A 19,673-nucleotide genomic window follows, 5' to 3' on the forward strand; every position below is an offset into this window, starting at 1 on the left:
ATATTTGAATAGGCCTGACTCTCAATGTTTCCCGGGGATATTTCTACTTTTTAGTAAAAATAGAAAGATTTTAGAAACTACCAAGGTGATAGATATATAAAGATGAATCTAATTGTATACATTTAGTGAACAAATTAACGGTTACTCTTCCTAATCAATATATTATTACAAAAGGTGAATTAGAAGAAGGAACCTCAACACTTTATACTCCTATTAAACGTCTTATACCACTTCTCGAAAACACATCTAAAGAGTTTTTTACTTCTGATATGGACTTAAAAGATAAATTAGTCTACACCTACGGCATGAAATTAAACGAAATCAAAAAAGCTACCGACCCCATACACGAAATTAGATTACTTCTTCAAGAAAAAGGAATTACAATAACAAAGGAAAAAGAGCGTATTGAGACTTTTGAGATTACCGATTCACAATAATCGTTTTTTCTTCAAAAAGTAAATTCGACGTAAGGAAATTTACGTTCAAAAGAAAGTTTTAAGAGAGTGATCAAAAAGCAACTCATAGTATCGTAGTACATTATACTTTATATTCTCACAGGTTTTGAAAACTTCAAAATCATTGTGATACAAGAGTCAAAAAAGTTGTTACTTGTTTATTCTAAGTCATATTGACTATGATAGTTTTACAAGTTCAAGCTAGGGTTACGAGTAAAAAACCTACCAGTAATGACATTACATAAAATAATCATCAAAAACATCGTATAAATACTACAAAAAAAGCCGACTTATAAAGTCAGCTTTTTTCATTACCAATTATGTTTATGATAAGTTCTATAAAACTAATTAATTCGGAAATTGAGTTCTTATTGTTCTTCTGTCGGCTCCAGTTATTCCTCCCCAAGCAGCAACAACCGGGTCAGTAAAACGGGCTGGCATAAAACTCACCGCATCATGATGTTGAAAACCAAATGTGTGACCAATTTCATGAAGCATAATATAATACCTTGAAGCTCTGGTTAATGCTGCATTCCCGGGGTTAACATAGGTTTCATTTAAATGAATGTCATTACCAACTCGTCCGTCAGCCTCTGGAAACTGCGCAATCGCTGCTGAAGTATCCCAACCTGGATCTGGTGCTTCTCTGATCACTAAATCGGCAGTTGCTCTATTAAAAACACGTGTCATTGTAATAGCATTAGTAGTGCGAGACCAAGCTCTTGCAGCTCTCCTTGTTGCAGAAGCCCAATCAGCAGAAACACTTGGAGCTATATAATACCTCACATTCCCAGCTCTCGCCAGAGAAGCAAATCTTGTAAAGCGATCTGCTTTAGCGCTATGTCTGCAGACACTAGAGTTTTCCTGTTGTTCTATTTCAATTAATTCTTCTTCAACGGCTTCTATATCATCTTTTTGACATCCCGTAATGGTTATCGCCATTAATATAACAACCGATAACATTTTTATGCTAAATCTAAATATTGATTTCATTGGATTACGATTAAAAATTATACAATTAAATAATCGGATGTGCACTCCGGACTAATTGTGTTAAAAGTAAAAACATAAATGCTAAAAAAATGTGATGCATGGGACATTGGGACAACGATCACAATTGTGGTTTGCAAAAAACCATAAAATAAGAAATTGATAATCAATTTCTTAACAAAATCAATTACTCCTATACCATAAAAATTTGGATGAAAAACTATTTCTTTTTTTTATATAACTAAATAACAATGAACACTAAACCTATTTACCTGATCATAAAACTTCTAATTCTCTCCCAATTATTTCAATACAATCACCAAATCATCTGCATTTACCATCGTACCAGATTTAAGAACAATTTTCTTAATCACGGCATCTTCATTGGCTGTGATGGTGGTTTCCATTTTCATGGCTTCGATGATAAATAGTGGATCATTCTTCTTTACGTCCTGACCAATTTTGACCAATACAGAGGATAATGATCCTTGTAAAGGGGCACCTATCTGTTTAGCATCGGCCTTATCAATTTTGGCATGTATTACCTTATCTACCTTAATCGAATGATCTTGTATCTCTACATTTCTGGTTTGACCATTTACTTTAAAAAATACAGTTACTTTACCATCATCATTAGGTTTCCCTACCGATATTAATTCTACTAACAGTATTTTTCCCCTATCAAGTTTTATAATAATTTCTTCTCCGGGTGTCATTCCATAAAAAAAGTTTTTGGTTGGGATGGTCATCACATTACCATATTTTAAGTGATGATTGTAGGCTCCTGTAAAAACTTTTGGGTATAATTTATAAGAAAGGAAATCTGTAATATCCAGTTCTCTTCCCATACCTTTTTTGAATATTTTGACAAACTCTGTAAATTCGGTTTCAAAATCAACAGGTTCCAGATGTGCATTGGGTCTGTTTGTAAACGGTTTTTGATCTTTTAGAATTGATTTCTGAAGTTCTTTTGGGAATTCGCCAACGGGCTGCCCTAATTCTCCTTTAAACAAACTAACCACCGATTGTGGATATGAAATAGTATCTCCCCGTTCCTTTACATCTTCTATCGTTAGGTTATTACTCACCAGGTATTGCGCCATATCCCCCACTACTTTAGAGCTTGGTGTTACCTTCACAATATCTCCGAAAAGCTCATTTACCTCTCCGTACATTTTAGTAATTTCATGAAAGCGATCTGCTAATCCTAATCCCTGTGCTTGTGGTTTTAAGTTAGAGTATTGTCCTCCTGGGATTTCATGTTGATATACCTCTCCTGTTCCTGCTTTTAATCCAGATTCGAAAACATAATAATATTCGCGTACAGCCTCCCAGTAGTTAGAATACTCATTTAATTTAGAGATATCCATGACGTTCTCGCGCTCATGAAATCTCATCATTTCTGTTATTGCATTAAAATTAGGTTGTGCTGTTAGCCCTGATAATCCTCCTAAAGCAACATCTACAACATCTACACCTGCTTCAATTGCTTTGAGATATGTTGCAGATTGTACCGAAGAAGTATCATGAGTATGCAGATGTATAGGGATATTAATTTCGGATTTTAATGCCGAAACCAATTCATAAGCGGCATATGGTTTTAGCAATCCTGCCATATCTTTGATTCCCAGAATATGTGCTCCTGCATTTTCGATATCTTTGGCCAGTCGAATATAATAATCGAGAGTATACTTCGTTCGATTTGGGTCTAAAATATCTCCTGTATAACATAAGGAACCTTCGGCAAGGCCCTGTGTTCTGGTACGTACATGTTCGATACAGGGTGCTATGGATTTCATCCAGTTTAAGGAATCAAAAATTCGAAATACATCTACTCCATTCTCCCAGGATTGTTCTACAAACTTCCCTATCAAATTATCGGGATATGCTGTATATCCTACTCCATTAGAGCCACGAATCAACATTTGAAGCAATAGATTGGGCATTGCTTCTCGTAGCGAACGAAGTCTTTCCCACGGATTTTCTTTAAGGAAACGAAGGCAGACATCAAAAGTAGCTCCTCCCCAAACTTCCATACTAAAGATTTCGGGATGATTTTTAGCAAATCCTTCTGCCACTTTAATCATATCATAGGTACGCATTCTGGTTGCCAATAAACTTTGATGCGCATCACGCATTGTAGTATCTGTAAAATGAATTTTCTTTTCATTCTTGAGCCATGCTGCAAACTTCTCTGGTCCTAATTCGGTAAGTAAATCTTTGGTTCCTTTTATATATCCCGAGGTTTCATCAAATTTTGGAACCGTAGGTACTACAAAAGTTTTGGTATGGTCAATCTTTTTAACATCGGGATTACCATTTACGATAATATCTCCTAAGAAATTAGCTAATTTGGTTGCTCGATTACGAGGTTCTTTAATCGTGAATAATGATTTAGTATTCTGAATAAAATTAACGGTTACCTCTCCTTTTCTGAAGGTTTCGTGTCTTAGGATATTTGCTAAAAACGGCATATTGGTTTTTACACCACGTATTCTAAACTCAGACAGCGCTCTCAACATTTTTCTACATGCGCCATCAAGAGTTCTACTATTTGCCGAAATTTTAACCAACATCGAGTCAAAGAATGGTGAAATAGTTACTCCCTGATACACACTACCAGCATCTAACCGAATCCCAAATCCAGAAGCACTACGATAAGTTGTAATAGTCCCATAATCGGGTTTAAAATCATTCTCGGGATCTTCTGTTGTAATCCTACATTGTAGTGCAAATCCTGTTGTTTTTATGCTCTCCTGACTTTCAATTTTAATCTGCTTATCAGATAATTTATATCCTCCTGCAATAAATACCTGAGCTTTGATCAGGTCTATTCCTGTTACAATTTCTGTCACCGTGTGTTCTACCTGTACACGAGGATTTACTTCAATAAAATAAATACTTTGATCTTCATCAACCAAAAATTCTACAGTACCGATATTATTATAATCTACTGCTTTACATATTGCAAGAGCATACCTATACAAATCCTGTTTTATAGATTCGGATACTCCAAAAGAAGGAGCATATTCGATTACTTTTTGATAGCGTCGTTGTACCGAACAATCACGTTCAAAAAGATGTACCATATTACCATGATGATCTGCCACGATTTGTATTTCGATATGTTTTGGGTTCTCTACAAACTTCTCTAGAAATACGGTATCATCTCCAAAAGCATTTAAGGCTTCTCTTCGTGATTCTGGGTATGCTTTTTCGAGCTCTTCATCATTTCGAATCACTCGCATCCCTCGGCCACCACCTCCAGAAGCAGCTTTAAGCATTACCGGATACCCAATTCGTTTAGCTTCTTTTAATGCTATTTTTACATCTGTAAGATCCTCTTTGTTACTTTCTATGATAGGAATATCATTCTCGATCGCCACTTTTTTAGCGGTAATCTTATCCCCCAGAGAACGTAAAACCGATACTTTGGGCCCGATGAATATAATATCATTTTCTAAACATTGTTGTGCAAATTCTGCATTCTCAGAAAGAAATCCATACCCAGGATGAATTGCATCTACATTATTGCTTTTGGCAACCTTTATAATAGCCTCTACATTTAAATAGGGCTTTAATGGTTCATTATTTTCACCAATCTGATATGCCTCATCTGCCTTATACCTGTGTAAAGAATATCGATCTTCGTAGGTATACACTCCTACTGTTTCTAATCCAATTTCTGTACAAGCTCTAAAAATACGGATTGCAATTTCCCCTCGATTAGCTACTAAAACTTTTTTGATTTGCATGATATAAATTATGAGTTAAAACCATTTTTAGCGAACATTCGCTACGAAGATATTCATAAGAAAAATGCTGTGCAACAGTAATGTTAAAATTGATATAAATAAAACCAATCTGTGATATGCTTAACAATCTTCTGTCTCCAATTCAGCATCTTATATAACATCTTATAACATAACCTTAACACAAATTAACTACACTCTTTATAAGATTCTGTAAGTTATAATCGTTTACTGATCATACGTCCCAAAACAATTTTTCAATTTATTAATTAAAGCCTTTAACAATGAAAAAAAGAGTTTTTGCCTATGCAGGCCTGTTATTCATAACCTGTAGCTTCTTACTTAGCTGTAGTAATGACGACGACGAGACACAAATACCAACTACTGCGGTTACGACTTCTAAACAATACAAAGACATCACGGCTGCTAATGATGAAATCAACTCTGTGGTAGAAAATGTTTTCAACACCGAAACTAATATTGGTAATAAATCTTTTTCTAATATAAAAACACCTGAGTGTGCAACAATTACTTCTGAAGTAACAGATGAAAAGAAAACTGTTACTATCGATTTTGGTGATAATTGTGAATTACCTAATGGTGAAGTAATTTCTGGTAGTATTCAGATGAGTTTTAGTCTTCAACTCGATGCAGAGAGTAAAATAGAAATTAGTTATACCCTGGATAAGATCGTCTATAAAGATATTACTGTGAGCGGGACTGCAACTACTATATTTTCTTTTAACAGTGATACAGGAAACACCAAATTTACTACAAATTCTGATTTTACATTTGCATGGAAAGATGGGCTTTCTGCAACTAGTAAAACAAATTTTGAGACAGAATCTTTCCCAGGAAATAGTAATCCGGATACACCACCTAATCTAATTTTTTATAGCTTAACTACAGGTAGTAGCATCACTCAGTTTAGTAATGGTGATCGATTTGCTGTAGAGATTACAACTCCTTTACGCGACGAAAGTTCATGCCAATATACTGTGAGTGGTGTGATGGTAACTACAGAAAATAGTGCGGTTATTACGTTGAATTATGGTGATGGAGAATGTGACAATATTGCTATCCAGACTGATGCAGATGGCAATGAAACTACTATAGAATTATAGTAAGACCCCACAAAAAGAATTAAAACGTTTTAGAAAATTTCTAAAACGTTTTTTTTGTTATATCACGAAAAGGATCTAAAAAAAACTTTAACATAGGATTAGTACCTCTCATTACTTGTATTGGTTAAGTTTGCCGCCCAATACCCCTCAGTAAATTTATATATAAACCTTTTATTTTTTAATTATTTTCTTATGAAAAACAGAATTATTGCTTTCGCAAGTATTTTGGTAGCTACTGCTTTTTTGTTTAGTTGTAGCAGTGACGATGACAACGCAAATGAAACAAATCTGGTTACCACCTCGGCCAAATATAAAGATGTGAGGTCTGCGAATCGAGAAATTAACGCTGCGGTACAAGGTACCATGAATGATCCGTCTAATGCTAGTCGTAGTCTAAAGAATAGTTCTAATGATTGTGTCACCCTTACCTCTGAGTTAACAGAAACCGGAGGAACTGCTACTATCACTTTTGGTGAAAATTGTACGTCTCCTGATGGAAAAGCTATTTCGGGTACAATTTTATTAAGCTATAAAATGAAAGAAGCTTCTGGGGAATTAGCATTTGATATAACATACACCTTAGAGAACTTTTCTTTTAATGGTATAACGGTAAGTGGAAGCTCTATTGCCACATACAATATACTAGACAAAAAATTTGTTACCGATTCTGATTATAAGTTTATCTGGGATGATGGGCTTTCTGTAGTAAGTAAGAATACGACTTCGGTTGAAATCGTAATTAATGAAGAATCTGCCGAATCATATACTCTTATTAATATGGACACTAAAGCTGAGTTTAGTAGTGGAGAATTATATACTTCTAAAACTACCACTCCTATGAGAGTAGAAAATGACTGTAAATATGTTGTAAGTGGTATTCTTGTAACGAGTGAAAATGCATCAACCATTACCTTAAATTACGGTGATGGAACCTGCGACAATGTAGCAACACAAACTGATTCTGAAGGAAATGTTACAACTATAGACTTGGATGTAGAAGAAAACTTCACGCTTTAATAATTACCATCATAATTGATAAGGAAAACCGTTTCAGAGAAATTTCTCTGAAACGGTTTTTTGATTACTTCTGTATTTTATTATAATACGCTTTTTCTGTTACTTCGGACCATTTGGAGATCTTTTTTTGAAAACTAGAATAGCTCTCATATACTTCTTTAGAAAGCGGATCATCTCCTATCATTTCCTGGATGGCTTCATCGGTAAATCCTCGCAAAGCATCCAAAGTTTCTTTAGAAAATTCACGAATCTCAACACCTTCTTCATGTATTAACTTATCGAGATAAATACCGTTTTGTCTATCAAACTCTGCCAAAACCCATACTTGTGCCCGTTTAGAAGCCGCTTCTAAAACGGCTTGTAGATGTGGTGGCAAACCATCGTATAGGTTCTTATTAATAAAAAACTCAAGTTGCGAACCAGTCTCATGCCATCCTGGTGTATAATAATATTTTGCAATTTTATGAAATCCCATTTTATAATCGTGATACGGGCCAATCCATTCGGTAGCATCGATAACTCCCCTTTCTAAGCTTGTATACACCTCGCTACCTGCAACCAAAACTGCTGCTCCACCAGCTTTTTCTAGTACTTTTCCTCCAATTCCTGGTAAGCGCATTTTTAATCCTTTAAAATCTTCTACAGAATTGATTTCCCGGTTAAACCATCCTCCCATCTGTACTCCCGTATTTCCTCCCATAAATGGTACAAGGTTAAATTTGGCGTATGTCTTTTTCCATAATTCATACCCTCCTCCTGTTTCTAGCCAGGAGGTAATCTGTTGGCTATTCATCCCAAATGGTACGGCTGCAAAAAACTGTGCTGCGGGGGTCTTTCCTGCCCAATAATACGCTGCTCCACACCCCATTTCAATAGTTCCTTGGGATACTACATCAAAAGCTTCTAGCGGAGGTACTAATTCTCCTCCACCATATACTTTTATTTTTATCTGCCCATTAGACAATTCGTCTACCCATTCTGAGTATTTCTCTGCAACTTCACCTACTACAGGAAAATTTGGTGGCCAGGTAGTCGTCATTTTCCAATAAAACACTTTGTCTGGCTTAGTCACATCATACGAAGTGGTACGCATACTTGCAGGCGGATCTCCCAAACAAGAAAGAAATAACACTACAGTGGCTACTAAGGTCAAATACCTTAACATTTTATGTTTTTGGATGATAACAAATTTCATAAGACTTAGTACTATATTATTAAACATCTTTAGAAATAGAAAAAGGATATTCTTTTATCGTTTCTAAAGGATCTATGTTAGTATTCTATTTTGATATAAAAATAATTTCAGGAAAAAATACAACTACACCAACAATAATTAATTGAATGATGATAAATGGTATAATTCCTTTATAAATCTGACTGGTTTTTACATGATCCGGTGCCACTCCTTTAAGATAAAATAAAGCAAAGCCAAATGGTGGTGTTAAAAACGACGTTTGCAGATTTAGTGCTATTAAAATCCCGACCCACAACATATCCATACCAAAAGCATTAAAAATAGGAGTTACTACTGGCACTATAATAAAAACGATTTCAATAAAATCAATAAAAAAGCCTGCAATAAAAATCACTACCATCACTAATAGCAAAAACATAAGAGGTGTTAAATTAGATGACATAATCAATTCTTGTAGATATGCATCCCCTCCTAACGTTCTGAACACTAAGGTAAATGTCGTTGCTCCTAAAAGAATAAAAAACACCATCGATGTTAGTTTTGTAGTTTCCTGAGCTACTTCTTTTAGAATTTTAAACGAAAACTTTTTTTGAATTACAGTTAATAGGGTTGCACCAATAGCTCCGATAGCAGAAGCTTCTGTTGGAGAAGCTATTCCTGTAAAAATAGAACCCAATACTAATACTATTAAGAGTATTGGCAAGAAGAGTACTTTTAGAATTTTTGAAGTAAAATTAGCCCCTCTAAATGCTGCAATCTCTTCTGCAGGAATACTGGGTGCATCTTCTTTATGAATAAAAGACTTTATTAAAATATAGGCAATATATAATCCTACCAATATCAAGCCTGGTAGTAGTGCTGCAGAAAATAATGCTCCTACATCTACAGAGGCCGATCCTCGTGATGAACTATTGATTGTGTCTGCTAATAACACCAATACAATCGATGGTGGAATGATTTGTCCTAATGTTCCCGACGATGCTATCACTCCGGTTGCAAGTTCTGTTTTGTATCCTCGCTTAAGCATTGTAGGCAGGCTTATTAATCCCATTGTTACAACTGTTGCTCCCACAATCCCGGTAGATGCGGCAAGTAAAGCGCCAACAATCACTACAGAAATTGCCAAACCACCACGTACACGTCCAAACATCATTGCCATAGTTTCTAACAAACTCTCTGCCAGGCCCGATTTTTCTAGCATAATTCCCATAAAAATAAACAGAGGAACTGCCATTAATACATAGTTATTAACTACGCCCATTATTCTTGCAGGAAGCAAATAAAATGTAGACATCTGGAACACTTCTGGAGCAAAAATAGATACCCCAAAAGCAAAGGCTACCGAAATCCCTCCTAATGTAAAAGCAACCGGATATCCTCTTAGAATCAGAATGAAGATAATTACAAATAGTAGTATTGCCAGGTATTCCATTTCTAATTCTTATTAAAAATAATTTGAATTGATTTCAACATATGGGATATTCCTTGAAGTAACAAAAAAACAAACCCCAGGGTAATACAAAATTTAAGTATGTATAGGGCAGGTAAGCCTCCTGGTTGAGGAGAACCTTCTCCTATCATAAAAGAAGACAACCCATAATACCAAGAAGAAACAATAACTACGTAGCACCAGGGAATAAGCAAAAGAGCTCCTCCTAAAAGATCTACCCAGGCTTTTCCTTTTCTAGAAAGTTTGGTATAAAAAAACATCTACCCGTACATGTTTCTCGTATTTAAAGGTATATCCAGACGCTAAAAGAAATATCATCCCGAAGAGATAAATCTCTATTTCGATCATCCAGACATATGTAAACTTGAAGATATAGCGAATAATTACATCAAGACCAATGACTATCGCCAGTAACGCTGCTACCCAACTAACCAGTACTCCTATTTTCTCACCAACTCTGTCGAGAAAATTGATAATTTTTTGCATCTAATGATTTGTGTTACTAATATCTGGGTTGAAGATACTAAAATTAGATGCATTTGAAAACGGAAGTTAGTAATTGAACTCATCCTGAGTAATACTTTTGCCTACAAAATCCACATTTTGCACTCTAATTTTGTTATTTTTTTTCAACGTAGCTAAGGCTATGCTGAAAAAAATAACTTCATTATGGCACAAAAGCCAAACTTTTCGGCTTAAAACCACTACTCAGGATGAGTTCATTGTTAAATAACGTATCGAAGATTTTCGATACTAACATATGTATTAAAATTACCTTAAAGTTATCGTACAAAAACCAATTCATTAGGCTTAGTTGTATATTCTTCACTAAACCCATACCCTTCGTAATTAAACCCTTTTAAATCTTCAATAGTTTCTGCACCAGTATCTATAATATAACGAACCATCATTCCTCTGGCTTTTTTGGCAAAGAAGCTTATCATTTTAAGTTTGTCTCCTTTCCAATCTTTAAATTGTGGAGTAATCACAGGTACTTTTAATGCTTTTTTATCGATTACACTAAAATATTCATTACTTGCCAGGTTAATAAATAATTCATCATCCTGTAATTCATCATTAAAATACTGGGTAATTGTTTTTTTCCAAAACTCGTATAAATTATTTTTTCGCCCTACTTTTAATTTAGTCCCCATCTCAAGACGGTAGGGTTGCATTAGGTCTAAAGGTTTTAGAACTCCGTACAATCCAGAAAGTATTCTTAATTGATCTTGTAATGTATCTAATTTTTTTTCGGGAATAGTATACGCATCTAATCCGATATATACATCTCCGTTAAACGAATATACCGCAGGTCTTGCATTTTCTTTTGTAAACGGAAGGTGAAACTCCTGATTACGTTGCCAATTAAGTTGTGCCAACTTATCACTTATACTCATTAGCTCAGACAATTTTTTGGGTGTTTTTTTCTTTAATACACCATTTAACTTTTCTATTTCTGTAAGAAAAGTCGGAGTCGTATGCTGCTTAGTTGGTAATGTAGTTTCAAAATCTAATGATTTAGCGGGAGATATTACAATTTTCATGTAGGTGACTTTTTTGTTCTTCAAAAATACAATTGTCTATGGACAATTAAAATCTATACCTGTATTTATTCTCTATTTAGGTATTTGCAAAAGTTATTTTGATTTCAGAATATATTCTTCTATCTGTTTAATAAACGTTTCTTCATCTTTAAATGCAATCAGATTGCTATCGGGATCGTAAAATTTTGCTACTTTTCCCCAATAGTGTTCCTGATAATCAACGACTACTCCTTTTCTCTTTAAATGGTTTGCTACTCTTTGCACATTATCTACATTCATCCGTATGCAGCTAAATGTCTTTGCATTCATTTCAGTCATTTTCAGGTAATCTTCTCTGTCTTCTTTTTCAACCATTAAATAGGTGCCATACAAATCAAAACACGTTAATTCATTATTTTGAAATAAAATAGGCAACTCTAAAATAGTTTCATAAAATACAATAGATTCCTCATATTTTTTAACATATAAAATAATTCCGGTTCTTTTAATTTTCATTCTAAGAGGTTTTATGGTTAAAATACGATGGTATCATGAAACCATAAATCAATCATAGTATTTCTTATCTATTGAATTATTGATGATCTCTATCTATAGGTTGTCATCACTGAGGTGAAGCATCAATAGCAGTTATTAATTTTTATTTGAAACAAATATAAATAACTGATTTTCAGTTAACAAAAAACAAAAAAACACCATATTCCTTTTTAGAAAAAAAGAATTTAACTAATTTTAATGCAAATAACGTATTACAAAGAGGGGAAACCCTCACTTTCGTCACAAAAGCATGAACTCTGATGTATTAAACATTAGAACACATTGTCTAATTATCCACAAATTTTCTTCTAAACATAAAAACTCTTTAGACATTTTGTTTAACGTTTAATTTAATATTTGTGATATGTTAAGATCTTCGAGTACCTTTATTTTTTTCATTTTTCTTTTTATTATTTTCTTTTATTCTTGTGAAAAAGAAGATATTACTTTAATTGAGCGACAACAGATTGAAGAACAATCTGAAGCAGAAATTGTTCAGGACACTACATATACTGATGCCGAATTACTAAAAGTTCTGGAGGAAGAAATAGAATTTTTAGAACTTGAGAAGGAAGGATATATTGTTGATATTTCTGGTATGGATGTCGTTAAAGAAAATCCAAAAAAAGTATATGTACATTATTTGCCATGGTTTCAAAATAAAGATTTTGATGGATATTGGGGTCAACACTGGACAATGAGTAATCAAGATCCCGAAATAAAAGATGAAAATGGTAATTCGCAAATCGCCTCGTATTATTATCCTCTTATTGGCCCATATTCTTCTAGTGATCCCGATTTACATGAATATCACTTTTTAATGATGAAACTCTCGGGAGTTGATGGAGTAATTTTTGATTGGTACGGTAGTAGAGATGTACACGATTATGGATTGATAAAAAAATCAACAGAGACCTTTATTAATACCCTGGAAGATTTAGGTCTTGAATTTTCGATTATGTATGAGGATCGTGTTGCTGCTCAAGCTGCAGAACAATCTCTTACTACAGATATCATAGAAGCTGCGCAAGAAGATTTTACATACATTAACGACACCTATTTCTCTAGCCCCAAATACATGCAATATAATGGTAAAAATATGTTATTCGTATTTGGTCCCCATCATATAACCACAGAAACCCAATGGAATCAGGTATTTGATGTACTCCCTACAGAAAATCGCCCAAACTTTTTAACACTATGGGCAGCAAGTGATCGTGTTGGAGTGAATGCTTCTGGAGAGTTTTTATGGGTAGATAAAGACCATTTACTTGCTCATCAAAATTATTATGACACTTATCAAGCATCTAATGCAATAACTGTGGGATCTTCTTATCCCGGTTTTAGGAGTTTTTATACAGAAGGAGGATGGTCTGATGGCCGTAATGATTGGACTATTGATCTTAATTCTGGTCATACTTTTGCAGAAACTCTTAATTATACACATCACGAACTTTCAGATTTTATTCAAATCATTACCTGGAATGATTTTGGCGAAGGCACTATGATTGAACCCACACAAGAGTTTGGTTTTACCTACTTACAACTCTTACAACAATACACCGGAGTTTCTTTTTCTCCTAATGATCTGCAGGTAGCCTTGGATCTGTATCATATCAGAAAAAAATATAAACAAAATGCGTTCGTACAGAAGATTTTGAATCGATCTTATAAGTACATAAAAAAACTACGACTACAACGTGCCGATAAGATTTTAAAAGCTGTTAAGCGATTTTATTAACGATTGGTATGTTTTAAAATGGAAAAAGCCTGTCTAATCGACAGGCTTGTGTTTTAAAAAAGTCAAATGTATATTATAATACTTTCACGTTTACCGCGTTCAATCCTTTTTTACCTTCTTGTAGATCAAATTCTACTTCATCACCTTCACGCACTTCGTCGATTAAACCTGAAATGTGTACAAAATGATCTTTGTTTGATCCTTCTTCTGTTATGAATCCAAATCCTTTGGAGTCATTAAAAAATTTTACTGTTCCTTTGTTCATTATAATTTATTAAAACGCGAAGGTACTATTATTTGATCAGTAATCCTTATTAATTTCAAAATAAAGTTTTTAGTAACCTTTATTTAATGTTCTCTAAATATGATGATAATGAACCAAATAACTACATTATACATCATTTTTTAATTAAAATACAAGAGACTATTTTTCTTTTTTCTTTTTAGAATTATACTCATTTTCTACTTCTTTCAATATGGTATTTAATTTGTTTCTTGCCAACCATTTCCCTTTAATCATCACACCTTCAATAGTTCTTGTATTTCGAATATCTTCTAAAGGGTTTTTATTAAGTAGCACCAAATCTGCTTTTTTACCTTCAGTAATTGTACCACTTACAGCTATTCGATTCAAATATCGGGCGGGGTTCACTGTGGCTGTCTTTAGGGTTTCGTAAGGTGAAAGTCCGGCACTACAGATTAATTCTAATTCTCGATGTAATGAAAACCCTGGTAAAAAAAGACCGTAAGTATCACTTCCGGCTAGTAAAAACACTTTTTCATCATTTAATATTTTTGTAAATTTCTTCTGCCACTGTAATTCTTTATCAAGACGAATAAGCGATTCTGGTGCAGTAAACCAGGTATTGGTACGATAATGAATACTATCTGAAGTACAATATGCTGCATATGCCTCGGGAAGATATTTTAACTCATCGCTTTTTTTAAGTATTTCGAATTTTTTATCATCTGCATATCGACTAATCATTTCAAAAACTCCCAAAGTTGGAGACACATATACTCCGCTTGTTTTGATCTGCATGGCTGCTTGTCTTAGATAATCTGTATCTGCTCTTTGTGAGGTGTCGAATATATTCATAAACTCTTCTATATGAGCTATAGATTTCATTCTAAGAGAATATTCTAATGGAAGTTTTCTTTGACCGTGACCAATAACAGGAATATTATATTTATGAGTCTCTTCTAGCAATTTTAGGTATATCTCTTTAGGAAAATTATCTGCAACTTTTAAAAAATCATATCCTTTGTCATGATGTTTTTTTACCATACTAATTACATCTTCAACAGTTTGCAAATGATTGGCTTTTAGATAAGGCCCGGTAGTAACATAATAGGGTGCTAATATTTCATCATTATTCGCTTTTTTACGAATAGCAATTTGGTCCTGCCCTTCATACTCTGTCATATTTCGCGCTGTTGTTACTCCATTAGCTATTAAAAGTTTGAACTCATTTTTCGCATTGTTTTCAAGGTGAAAGTGCATTTCTGCTAAACCAGGAATCAAATATTTACCTTTAGCATTAATGGTTATATTGATGTTTTCTGAAGGTTTTTGAGAAGCTGGTTCGATTGCAGCTATTTTCCCATCTGCAATAATTACTCTTTGATTAAACAAAACAATCTCTTTATGCATTGGGATTACATTTACATTTTCAAAAGAGATCGTTTCGGTTTGAGCTTTGCCTACAACAGCAAAGAAAAGGCAACACATTAGAAAAAATATCCTATGATTATTTGATTTACACATACTTATTTGTTTTAATTTATATGCTGCAAACCTATCTAGATGGTATATTTTTATCGTTCCATATTGTCAGAATATGAGAAATTCGAACCTATTGATTTTGTTTTTTAAACTCGTTGGGGGATAGTCCTGTCTCCTTTTTAAAAGCCGTATAAAAAGTAGTTTTAGAATTAAATCCTGCTTCAAGACCAATGGCGAGAATACTATATTTATCGAACTCAGGATCCAGAATCATTTGTTGTATATCTTTTACCCGGTAACTATTTATAAATTCTGAAAAATTTTTATTACTTGATTTTTTGATTTGTTCTGAAAGATACCCACTACTTATCCCAAGCTTTTGAGCAATACTATCCCGGCTAATGTCTGGGTTATGATGAATATTTTCGCGCTCTATCAATACCAACAATTGTTGCATATAGGAATTAACTTCATTTTTATGTGCTTTTTTGTTGATTTTAGACCGTTGTAGTTGATTTCTAATTTCATACTGGTCATTAGATAGTTTAAACTGATAAAGTCCTTTATAGATAAGCCAATACATAAAAACAGAAACCCCTACCCACAAATATGTCAATGGCATCTTATAATCATACATAAATCTATACACTTCTAAAATAACTCCATAAATTTCTAAAAGAGAAATAAAAATCCAGATCCTCTTTATCCATTTTATACTAAACGCTGTGTTTGAATAGAACAAATATCTAAATGATATTGCCATAAAAATGATTGGAAAAACAACGGATACTATACTTACTGTTTTATAAAAGAAAAAGATGATTTCTTTTTTATTAGGTATCATGATTTCATAAAGACCAAAAATCGTATCTAGAGATATAATACCATTAAGTAGGCTTAAGATGAAAAAAGGAATGTAGAGAAAAAAAACTGTATTGCTTTTTGCCAAAGGGTGCTTTATTTTTCTTATAAAAAACACCAATAAAGTAACTGGATACAAGAATTGCCATAAAAACAGATCCAATATTGAAATCAGCACTGGGTTTTTTCCTAAATCCCAAAACCAATTATTTAATCCTATAATAGATAATATAATTAGAGTATATGCTAAATATGCGTTGTCTTCATTTTTAAAAAACCTCGAAAACAGGATTATTACTCCCAGGACAAAACCATGAATAACTCCTATAAGAATAAAGATTTCTAAAAAAGAAATTTCCATTATCTGGATATTTTAAAAGCTAAATTTTTATTTGAATATATCAAATACAGGGATTACACCTTTACTCCCCTGATAATTGATTTTTAGCATATTTTTTCCAGCGCTCTATACATTGTTGCATATCTTCAGGAATCGGGGTTTCAAAATGCATATGCTCATTAGTTACCGGGTGTTCAAAACCAAGAGTTCTGGCATGTAAAGCTTGTCGGGGTAAAATCTTAAAACAGTTTTCTACAAATTGCTTGTATTTGGTAAACGTAGTTCCTTTTAATATTTTCTCTCCGCCATAACGTTCATCATTAAATAAAGTATGACCTATATATTTCATATGTACCCGAATCTGATGCGTTCTTCCTGTTTCTAATCTGCAAGAAACTAATGTAACATATCCTAATCGTTCTATAACTTTATAATGTGTGATTGCTGGTTTTCCTTTATCGGCTTCATCATCTTCAAAAACAGTATTTTGTAATCTATTTTTAGGATGTCGTCCTATATTACCTTCTATTGTACTTTCATCCTCTGTTACATTGCCCCAAACAATCGCTACATATTCGCGTTGACTGGTTTTATCAAAAAACTGTTTCGCCAGATGTGTCATAGCTTCTTCTGTTTTGGCTATTACTAACAGTCCGCTGGTATCCTTATCAATTCGATGTACTAATCCTGGTCGATTACTGCTATTATTCGGAAGGTTATCAAAATGATAAATCAGTGCATTAATTAAGGTTCCCGAATAGTTACCATGACCGGGATGTACCACCATCCCTGCTGGTTTGTTAACAACCAATAACACATCGTCTTCGTATACAATATCTAAAGAAATGTTCTCTGGAGTTAGTAAATTTTCATAAGGAGGATGAGAGAATAATACCCGTACAATATCATTTGGTTTTACCTTATGATTTGATTTTACGGGAATATCATTTACAAAAACACTTCCATTTTTTGCAGCCTGTTGTATTTTGTTACGGGTTGCGTTCTCTACAAAATTCATTAAAAACTTATCCACCCTTAACGGTACCTGCCCTGCTCCAGCCACAAACCGATGATGCTCATAGAGGTCATCCTCGTTAGCATCAAAATCTCTTGTATCTTCGTTTTCTTTCAAAATTAATTAGATAGATTTATAGTTCCTCCTTCTCCATTCCCTAGAACCAAATCTATAACAGAGGTTTTCATTAATTTCGTTCCTGGTTTTAACCGTTTACCATTATGTCTTAATTCTAATACCATATCTCTCGCAATATTAGGTTGATAGGTAACAGAACCAATTTTAAAGCCAAGAGCAACCAGTTTTGGTTCTGCCTGTCTTCTGGTTCTTTGTACTACATTAGGAACTTCGATCTTACGGTAACCCGACGGATTTAAAGTAACATATATTTTACGATTTTCTTTTACCTCGCTACCTGCAACAGGGTTCTGTTCTAATACAGAATATCTTGGATAATCAGGATTAAAGTTTGCAGAATCCTGAACTTCGTATCTCAATTCTTTTTCTTCTAGTATCTTCCCTACCTCATCTAATGTTTTTTTACTTAAGCTGGGTACTACAATACGTTGATGATGATTTGTTGTACTTTCTAGCCACTCTAGCGCAACATAAGATAAGATAGCAAGCATTGCTACCGCTATAACCAATTGTATCAAAAATATTTTACTGTAAATAAATTTGAATAGACCTCTGAAGAAATTTATAAATGCACTCATCTGTTATATACCTGTTATTGTTATAGTCAAACACAATCTTCCTGATTATGGAAACAAAATTTACCAATAATCACTCTAATTATTAGCATTAACTTTATTGTAATGGCTTATTTGATAATTTGGACAAATATATAAAAACGGAAAGTTTTAAGCTTTTCTTATAAGATAAATGATATTTTTGTTTTCAAAAGTCACTTTATGAAGAAAAATATTGCCGTTTTAATGGGCGGGTATTCTAGCGAGTTTGAAATCTCGATTCAAAGTGGAAATGTAGTATATAAGTATCTGGATAAAGATTTATATGTTCCGTTTCGTGTTCATATAACCAAAGATGGTTGGTATTATATAGATGATAATGATCAGAAGTATCGTATTGACAAAAACGATTTTTCACTAACCCTAGAAGGCTCTAAAATTACTTTTGATGCTGCTTTTAACACTGTTCATGGCACTCCTGGTGAAGATGGTTTGCTACAGGCATATTTTGAATTAATTGAGATTCCGCAGACGGCTTGTGATTTTTACCCTGCAGCGCTTACTTTTAACAAACGAGATTGTATTAGTGCTTTAAAACCTTATGGAATACCCACTGCTACTAACTATTTTTTAAATAAAGGTGATACCATAGATACTAAAGCAATTATAGATACTGTAGGATTACCCTGCTTTGTAAAAGCGAATAAAGCTGGTAGTAGTTATGGTGTTTCTAAAGTTAAAACTATAGAAGATCTTCTACCCGCAATAGAAGTAGCTTACAAAGAAGATGATGAGATTATTATAGAATCTTTTTTAAGCGGAACCGAAGTTTCTGTAGGAGTTATTCAACATAATGGAAAAGATACAGTATTACCAATAACTGAAATTGTATCTGAAAATGAGTTTTTTGACTACGAAGCCAAATACATGGGTAAGTCTGAAGAAATCACTCCTGCCCGTTTATCTGATGAGGATACTCAAAAAGTTAAAGATCTGGCCTTAAAAGTATATCAGGTTTTAAAAATGAAAGGGTTTTCAAGAAGCGAATATATTTTTCATCACGGAGAACCTTATTTTGTAGAAATGAACACTAATCCCGGATTAAGTGAAGCCAGTATCTTACCGCAACAAGCAGAAAAAGCTGGAATTAGCTTAAAAGAATTATTTTCTAATGCCATAGAATCCAGTATACGTTTACAAAAACAGAAGTGCCATCTATAAATTTATAATTTGGAGT

The 19,673-nt window shown here is 33.6% G+C and carries 18 protein-coding genes; 5 read left to right on the forward strand and 13 right to left on the reverse strand.

Features of this window, described 5'->3' with window-relative positions:
- Positions 1-125: 125 nt before the first annotated feature.
- Positions 126-437 carry a hypothetical protein gene (locus tag NNL09_RS00120; protein WP_196910571.1) on the forward strand — a complete coding sequence of 104 codons (312 nt, stop codon included), beginning with the start codon at positions 126-128 and terminating at the stop codon, positions 435-437.
- Positions 438-803: 366 nt separating this feature from the next.
- On the opposite strand, the gene NNL09_RS00125 is transcribed toward NNL09_RS00120, so the two are convergent.
- Both NNL09_RS00125 and NNL09_RS00130 read right to left on the reverse strand, forming a co-directional pair.
- Positions 804-1,448, reverse strand: a complete 645-nt coding sequence (locus NNL09_RS00125; RefSeq protein WP_196910572.1) for a matrixin family metalloprotease — start codon at positions 1,446-1,448, stop codon at positions 804-806.
- Positions 1,449-1,747: 299 nt separating this feature from the next.
- Complete coding sequence (locus NNL09_RS00130; RefSeq protein WP_196910573.1) at positions 1,748-5,200, reverse strand: pyruvate carboxylase; 3,453 nt, start codon at positions 5,198-5,200, stop codon at positions 1,748-1,750.
- Between the two features lie 281 nt (positions 5,201-5,481).
- On the opposite strand from NNL09_RS00130, the gene NNL09_RS00135 reads away from it, so the two are divergent.
- Positions 5,482-6,321 (forward strand): hypothetical protein, encoded by an 840-nt coding sequence (locus NNL09_RS00135; protein ID WP_025666749.1) that lies wholly within the window; start codon positions 5,482-5,484, stop codon positions 6,319-6,321.
- 192 nt (positions 6,322-6,513) lie between these two features.
- The gene (locus NNL09_RS00140; RefSeq protein WP_196910574.1) at positions 6,514-7,338 is read left to right on the forward strand and encodes a hypothetical protein; all 825 of its coding nucleotides are present in this window, start codon (positions 6,514-6,516) and stop codon (positions 7,336-7,338) included.
- Positions 7,339-7,402: 64 nt separating this feature from the next.
- On the opposite strand, the gene NNL09_RS00145 is transcribed toward NNL09_RS00140, so the two are convergent.
- The 6 genes from NNL09_RS00145 to NNL09_RS00170 form a co-directional block, all read right to left on the reverse strand.
- Complete coding sequence (locus tag NNL09_RS00145; RefSeq protein WP_231389183.1) at positions 7,403-8,533, reverse strand: TRAP transporter substrate-binding protein; 1,131 nt, start codon at positions 8,531-8,533, stop codon at positions 7,403-7,405.
- Positions 8,534-8,618: 85 nt separating this feature from the next.
- Positions 8,619-9,965 (reverse strand): TRAP transporter large permease subunit, encoded by a 1,347-nt coding sequence (locus NNL09_RS00150; protein ID WP_196910576.1) that lies wholly within the window; start codon positions 9,963-9,965, stop codon positions 8,619-8,621.
- Positions 9,966-9,967: 2 nt separating this feature from the next.
- Positions 9,968-10,243: a TRAP transporter small permease subunit gene (locus NNL09_RS00155; protein WP_254514196.1), complete on the reverse strand. Its 276-nt coding sequence runs from the start codon at positions 10,241-10,243 to the stop codon at positions 9,968-9,970.
- Complete coding sequence (locus NNL09_RS00160) at positions 10,218-10,469, reverse strand: TRAP transporter small permease subunit (protein ID WP_254514197.1); 252 nt, start codon at positions 10,467-10,469, stop codon at positions 10,218-10,220. Before NNL09_RS00160 ends, NNL09_RS00155 begins: the two co-directional genes overlap by 26 nt.
- Positions 10,470-10,765: 296 nt before the next feature.
- Positions 10,766-11,527, reverse strand: a complete 762-nt coding sequence (yaaA, locus tag NNL09_RS00165) for a peroxide stress protein YaaA (protein WP_025666744.1) — start codon at positions 11,525-11,527, stop codon at positions 10,766-10,768.
- Between the two features lie 93 nt (positions 11,528-11,620).
- Entirely contained in the window at positions 11,621-12,022 is a 402-nt protein-coding gene (locus NNL09_RS00170) for a VOC family protein (RefSeq protein WP_196910577.1), read from the reverse strand.
- Positions 12,023-12,425: 403 nt separating this feature from the next.
- Here NNL09_RS00170 and NNL09_RS00175 point away from each other — a divergent pair, with 403 nt between their 5' ends.
- A complete protein-coding gene (locus NNL09_RS00175) occupies positions 12,426-13,802 on the forward strand; it encodes a glycoside hydrolase family 71/99-like protein (protein ID WP_196910578.1) in 1,377 nt (458 codons plus the stop codon).
- A 73-nt stretch (positions 13,803-13,875) separates the two neighbouring features.
- Here the strand turns inward: NNL09_RS00175 and NNL09_RS00180 are convergent, their stop codons facing one another.
- The 5 genes from NNL09_RS00180 to NNL09_RS00200 form a co-directional block, all read right to left on the reverse strand.
- On the reverse strand, positions 13,876-14,067 hold the full coding sequence (locus NNL09_RS00180) for a cold-shock protein (protein ID WP_024770737.1): 192 nt from the start codon (positions 14,065-14,067) through the stop codon (positions 13,876-13,878).
- 159 nt (positions 14,068-14,226) lie between these two features.
- The gene (locus tag NNL09_RS00185; protein WP_231389184.1) at positions 14,227-15,570 is read right to left on the reverse strand and encodes an amidohydrolase family protein; all 1,344 of its coding nucleotides are present in this window, start codon (positions 15,568-15,570) and stop codon (positions 14,227-14,229) included.
- Positions 15,571-15,658: 88 nt separating this feature from the next.
- On the reverse strand, positions 15,659-16,750 hold the full coding sequence (locus tag NNL09_RS00190; RefSeq protein WP_025666740.1) for an AraC family transcriptional regulator: 1,092 nt from the start codon (positions 16,748-16,750) through the stop codon (positions 15,659-15,661).
- A gap of 61 nt (positions 16,751-16,811) precedes the next feature.
- A complete protein-coding gene (locus tag NNL09_RS00195; protein ID WP_196910579.1) occupies positions 16,812-17,861 on the reverse strand; it encodes an RluA family pseudouridine synthase in 1,050 nt (349 codons plus the stop codon).
- A 2-nt stretch (positions 17,862-17,863) separates the two neighbouring features.
- The gene (locus tag NNL09_RS00200) at positions 17,864-18,460 is read right to left on the reverse strand and encodes a PASTA domain-containing protein (RefSeq protein ID WP_025666738.1); all 597 of its coding nucleotides are present in this window, start codon (positions 18,458-18,460) and stop codon (positions 17,864-17,866) included.
- Positions 18,461-18,658: 198 nt separating this feature from the next.
- Here NNL09_RS00200 and NNL09_RS00205 point away from each other — a divergent pair, with 198 nt between their 5' ends.
- Complete coding sequence (locus tag NNL09_RS00205; RefSeq protein WP_196910580.1) at positions 18,659-19,657, forward strand: D-alanine--D-alanine ligase; 999 nt, start codon at positions 18,659-18,661, stop codon at positions 19,655-19,657.
- Positions 19,658-19,673 lie beyond the last annotated feature (16 nt).

This window comes from Aquimarina sp. EL_43, from assembly GCF_943422735.1.
Lineage (GTDB): Bacteria > Bacteroidota > Bacteroidia > Flavobacteriales > Flavobacteriaceae > Aquimarina > Aquimarina megaterium.

What these genes read in the sequence shown, in the direction of transcription:
- NNL09_RS00180 (WP_024770737.1), bottom strand. Translation starts at nt 14,067, where the DNA reads ATGAACAAAGGAACAGTAAAATTTTTTAATGACTCCAAAGGATTTGGA.
- NNL09_RS00205 (WP_196910580.1), top strand. Translation starts at nt 18,659, where the DNA reads ATGAAGAAAAATATTGCCGTTTTAATGGGCGGGTATTCTAGCGAGTTT.
- yaaA (WP_025666744.1), bottom strand. Translation starts at nt 11,527, where the DNA reads ATGAAAATTGTAATATCTCCCGCTAAATCATTAGATTTTGAAACTACA.
- NNL09_RS00130 (WP_196910573.1), bottom strand. Translation starts at nt 5,200, where the DNA reads ATGCAAATCAAAAAAGTTTTAGTAGCTAATCGAGGGGAAATTGCAATC.
- NNL09_RS00175 (WP_196910578.1), top strand. Translation starts at nt 12,426, where the DNA reads ATGTTAAGATCTTCGAGTACCTTTATTTTTTTCATTTTTCTTTTTATT.
- NNL09_RS00160 (WP_254514197.1), bottom strand. Translation starts at nt 10,469, where the DNA reads ATGCAAAAAATTATCAATTTTCTCGACAGAGTTGGTGAGAAAATAGGA.
- NNL09_RS00135 (WP_025666749.1), top strand. Translation starts at nt 5,482, where the DNA reads ATGAAAAAAAGAGTTTTTGCCTATGCAGGCCTGTTATTCATAACCTGT.
- NNL09_RS00150 (WP_196910576.1), bottom strand. Translation starts at nt 9,965, where the DNA reads ATGGAATACCTGGCAATACTACTATTTGTAATTATCTTCATTCTGATT.
- NNL09_RS00145 (WP_231389183.1), bottom strand. Translation starts at nt 8,533, where the DNA reads ATGAAATTTGTTATCATCCAAAAACATAAAATGTTAAGGTATTTGACC.
- NNL09_RS00125 (WP_196910572.1), bottom strand. Translation starts at nt 1,448, where the DNA reads ATGAAATCAATATTTAGATTTAGCATAAAAATGTTATCGGTTGTTATA.
- NNL09_RS00155 (WP_254514196.1), bottom strand. Translation starts at nt 10,243, where the DNA reads ATGTTTTTTTATACCAAACTTTCTAGAAAAGGAAAAGCCTGGGTAGAT.
- NNL09_RS00200 (WP_025666738.1), bottom strand. Translation starts at nt 18,460, where the DNA reads ATGAGTGCATTTATAAATTTCTTCAGAGGTCTATTCAAATTTATTTAC.
- NNL09_RS00185 (WP_231389184.1), bottom strand. Translation starts at nt 15,570, where the DNA reads ATGTGTAAATCAAATAATCATAGGATATTTTTTCTAATGTGTTGCCTT.
- NNL09_RS00170 (WP_196910577.1), bottom strand. Translation starts at nt 12,022, where the DNA reads ATGAAAATTAAAAGAACCGGAATTATTTTATATGTTAAAAAATATGAG.
- NNL09_RS00190 (WP_025666740.1), bottom strand. Translation starts at nt 16,750, where the DNA reads ATGGAAATTTCTTTTTTAGAAATCTTTATTCTTATAGGAGTTATTCAT.
- NNL09_RS00140 (WP_196910574.1), top strand. Translation starts at nt 6,514, where the DNA reads ATGAAAAACAGAATTATTGCTTTCGCAAGTATTTTGGTAGCTACTGCT.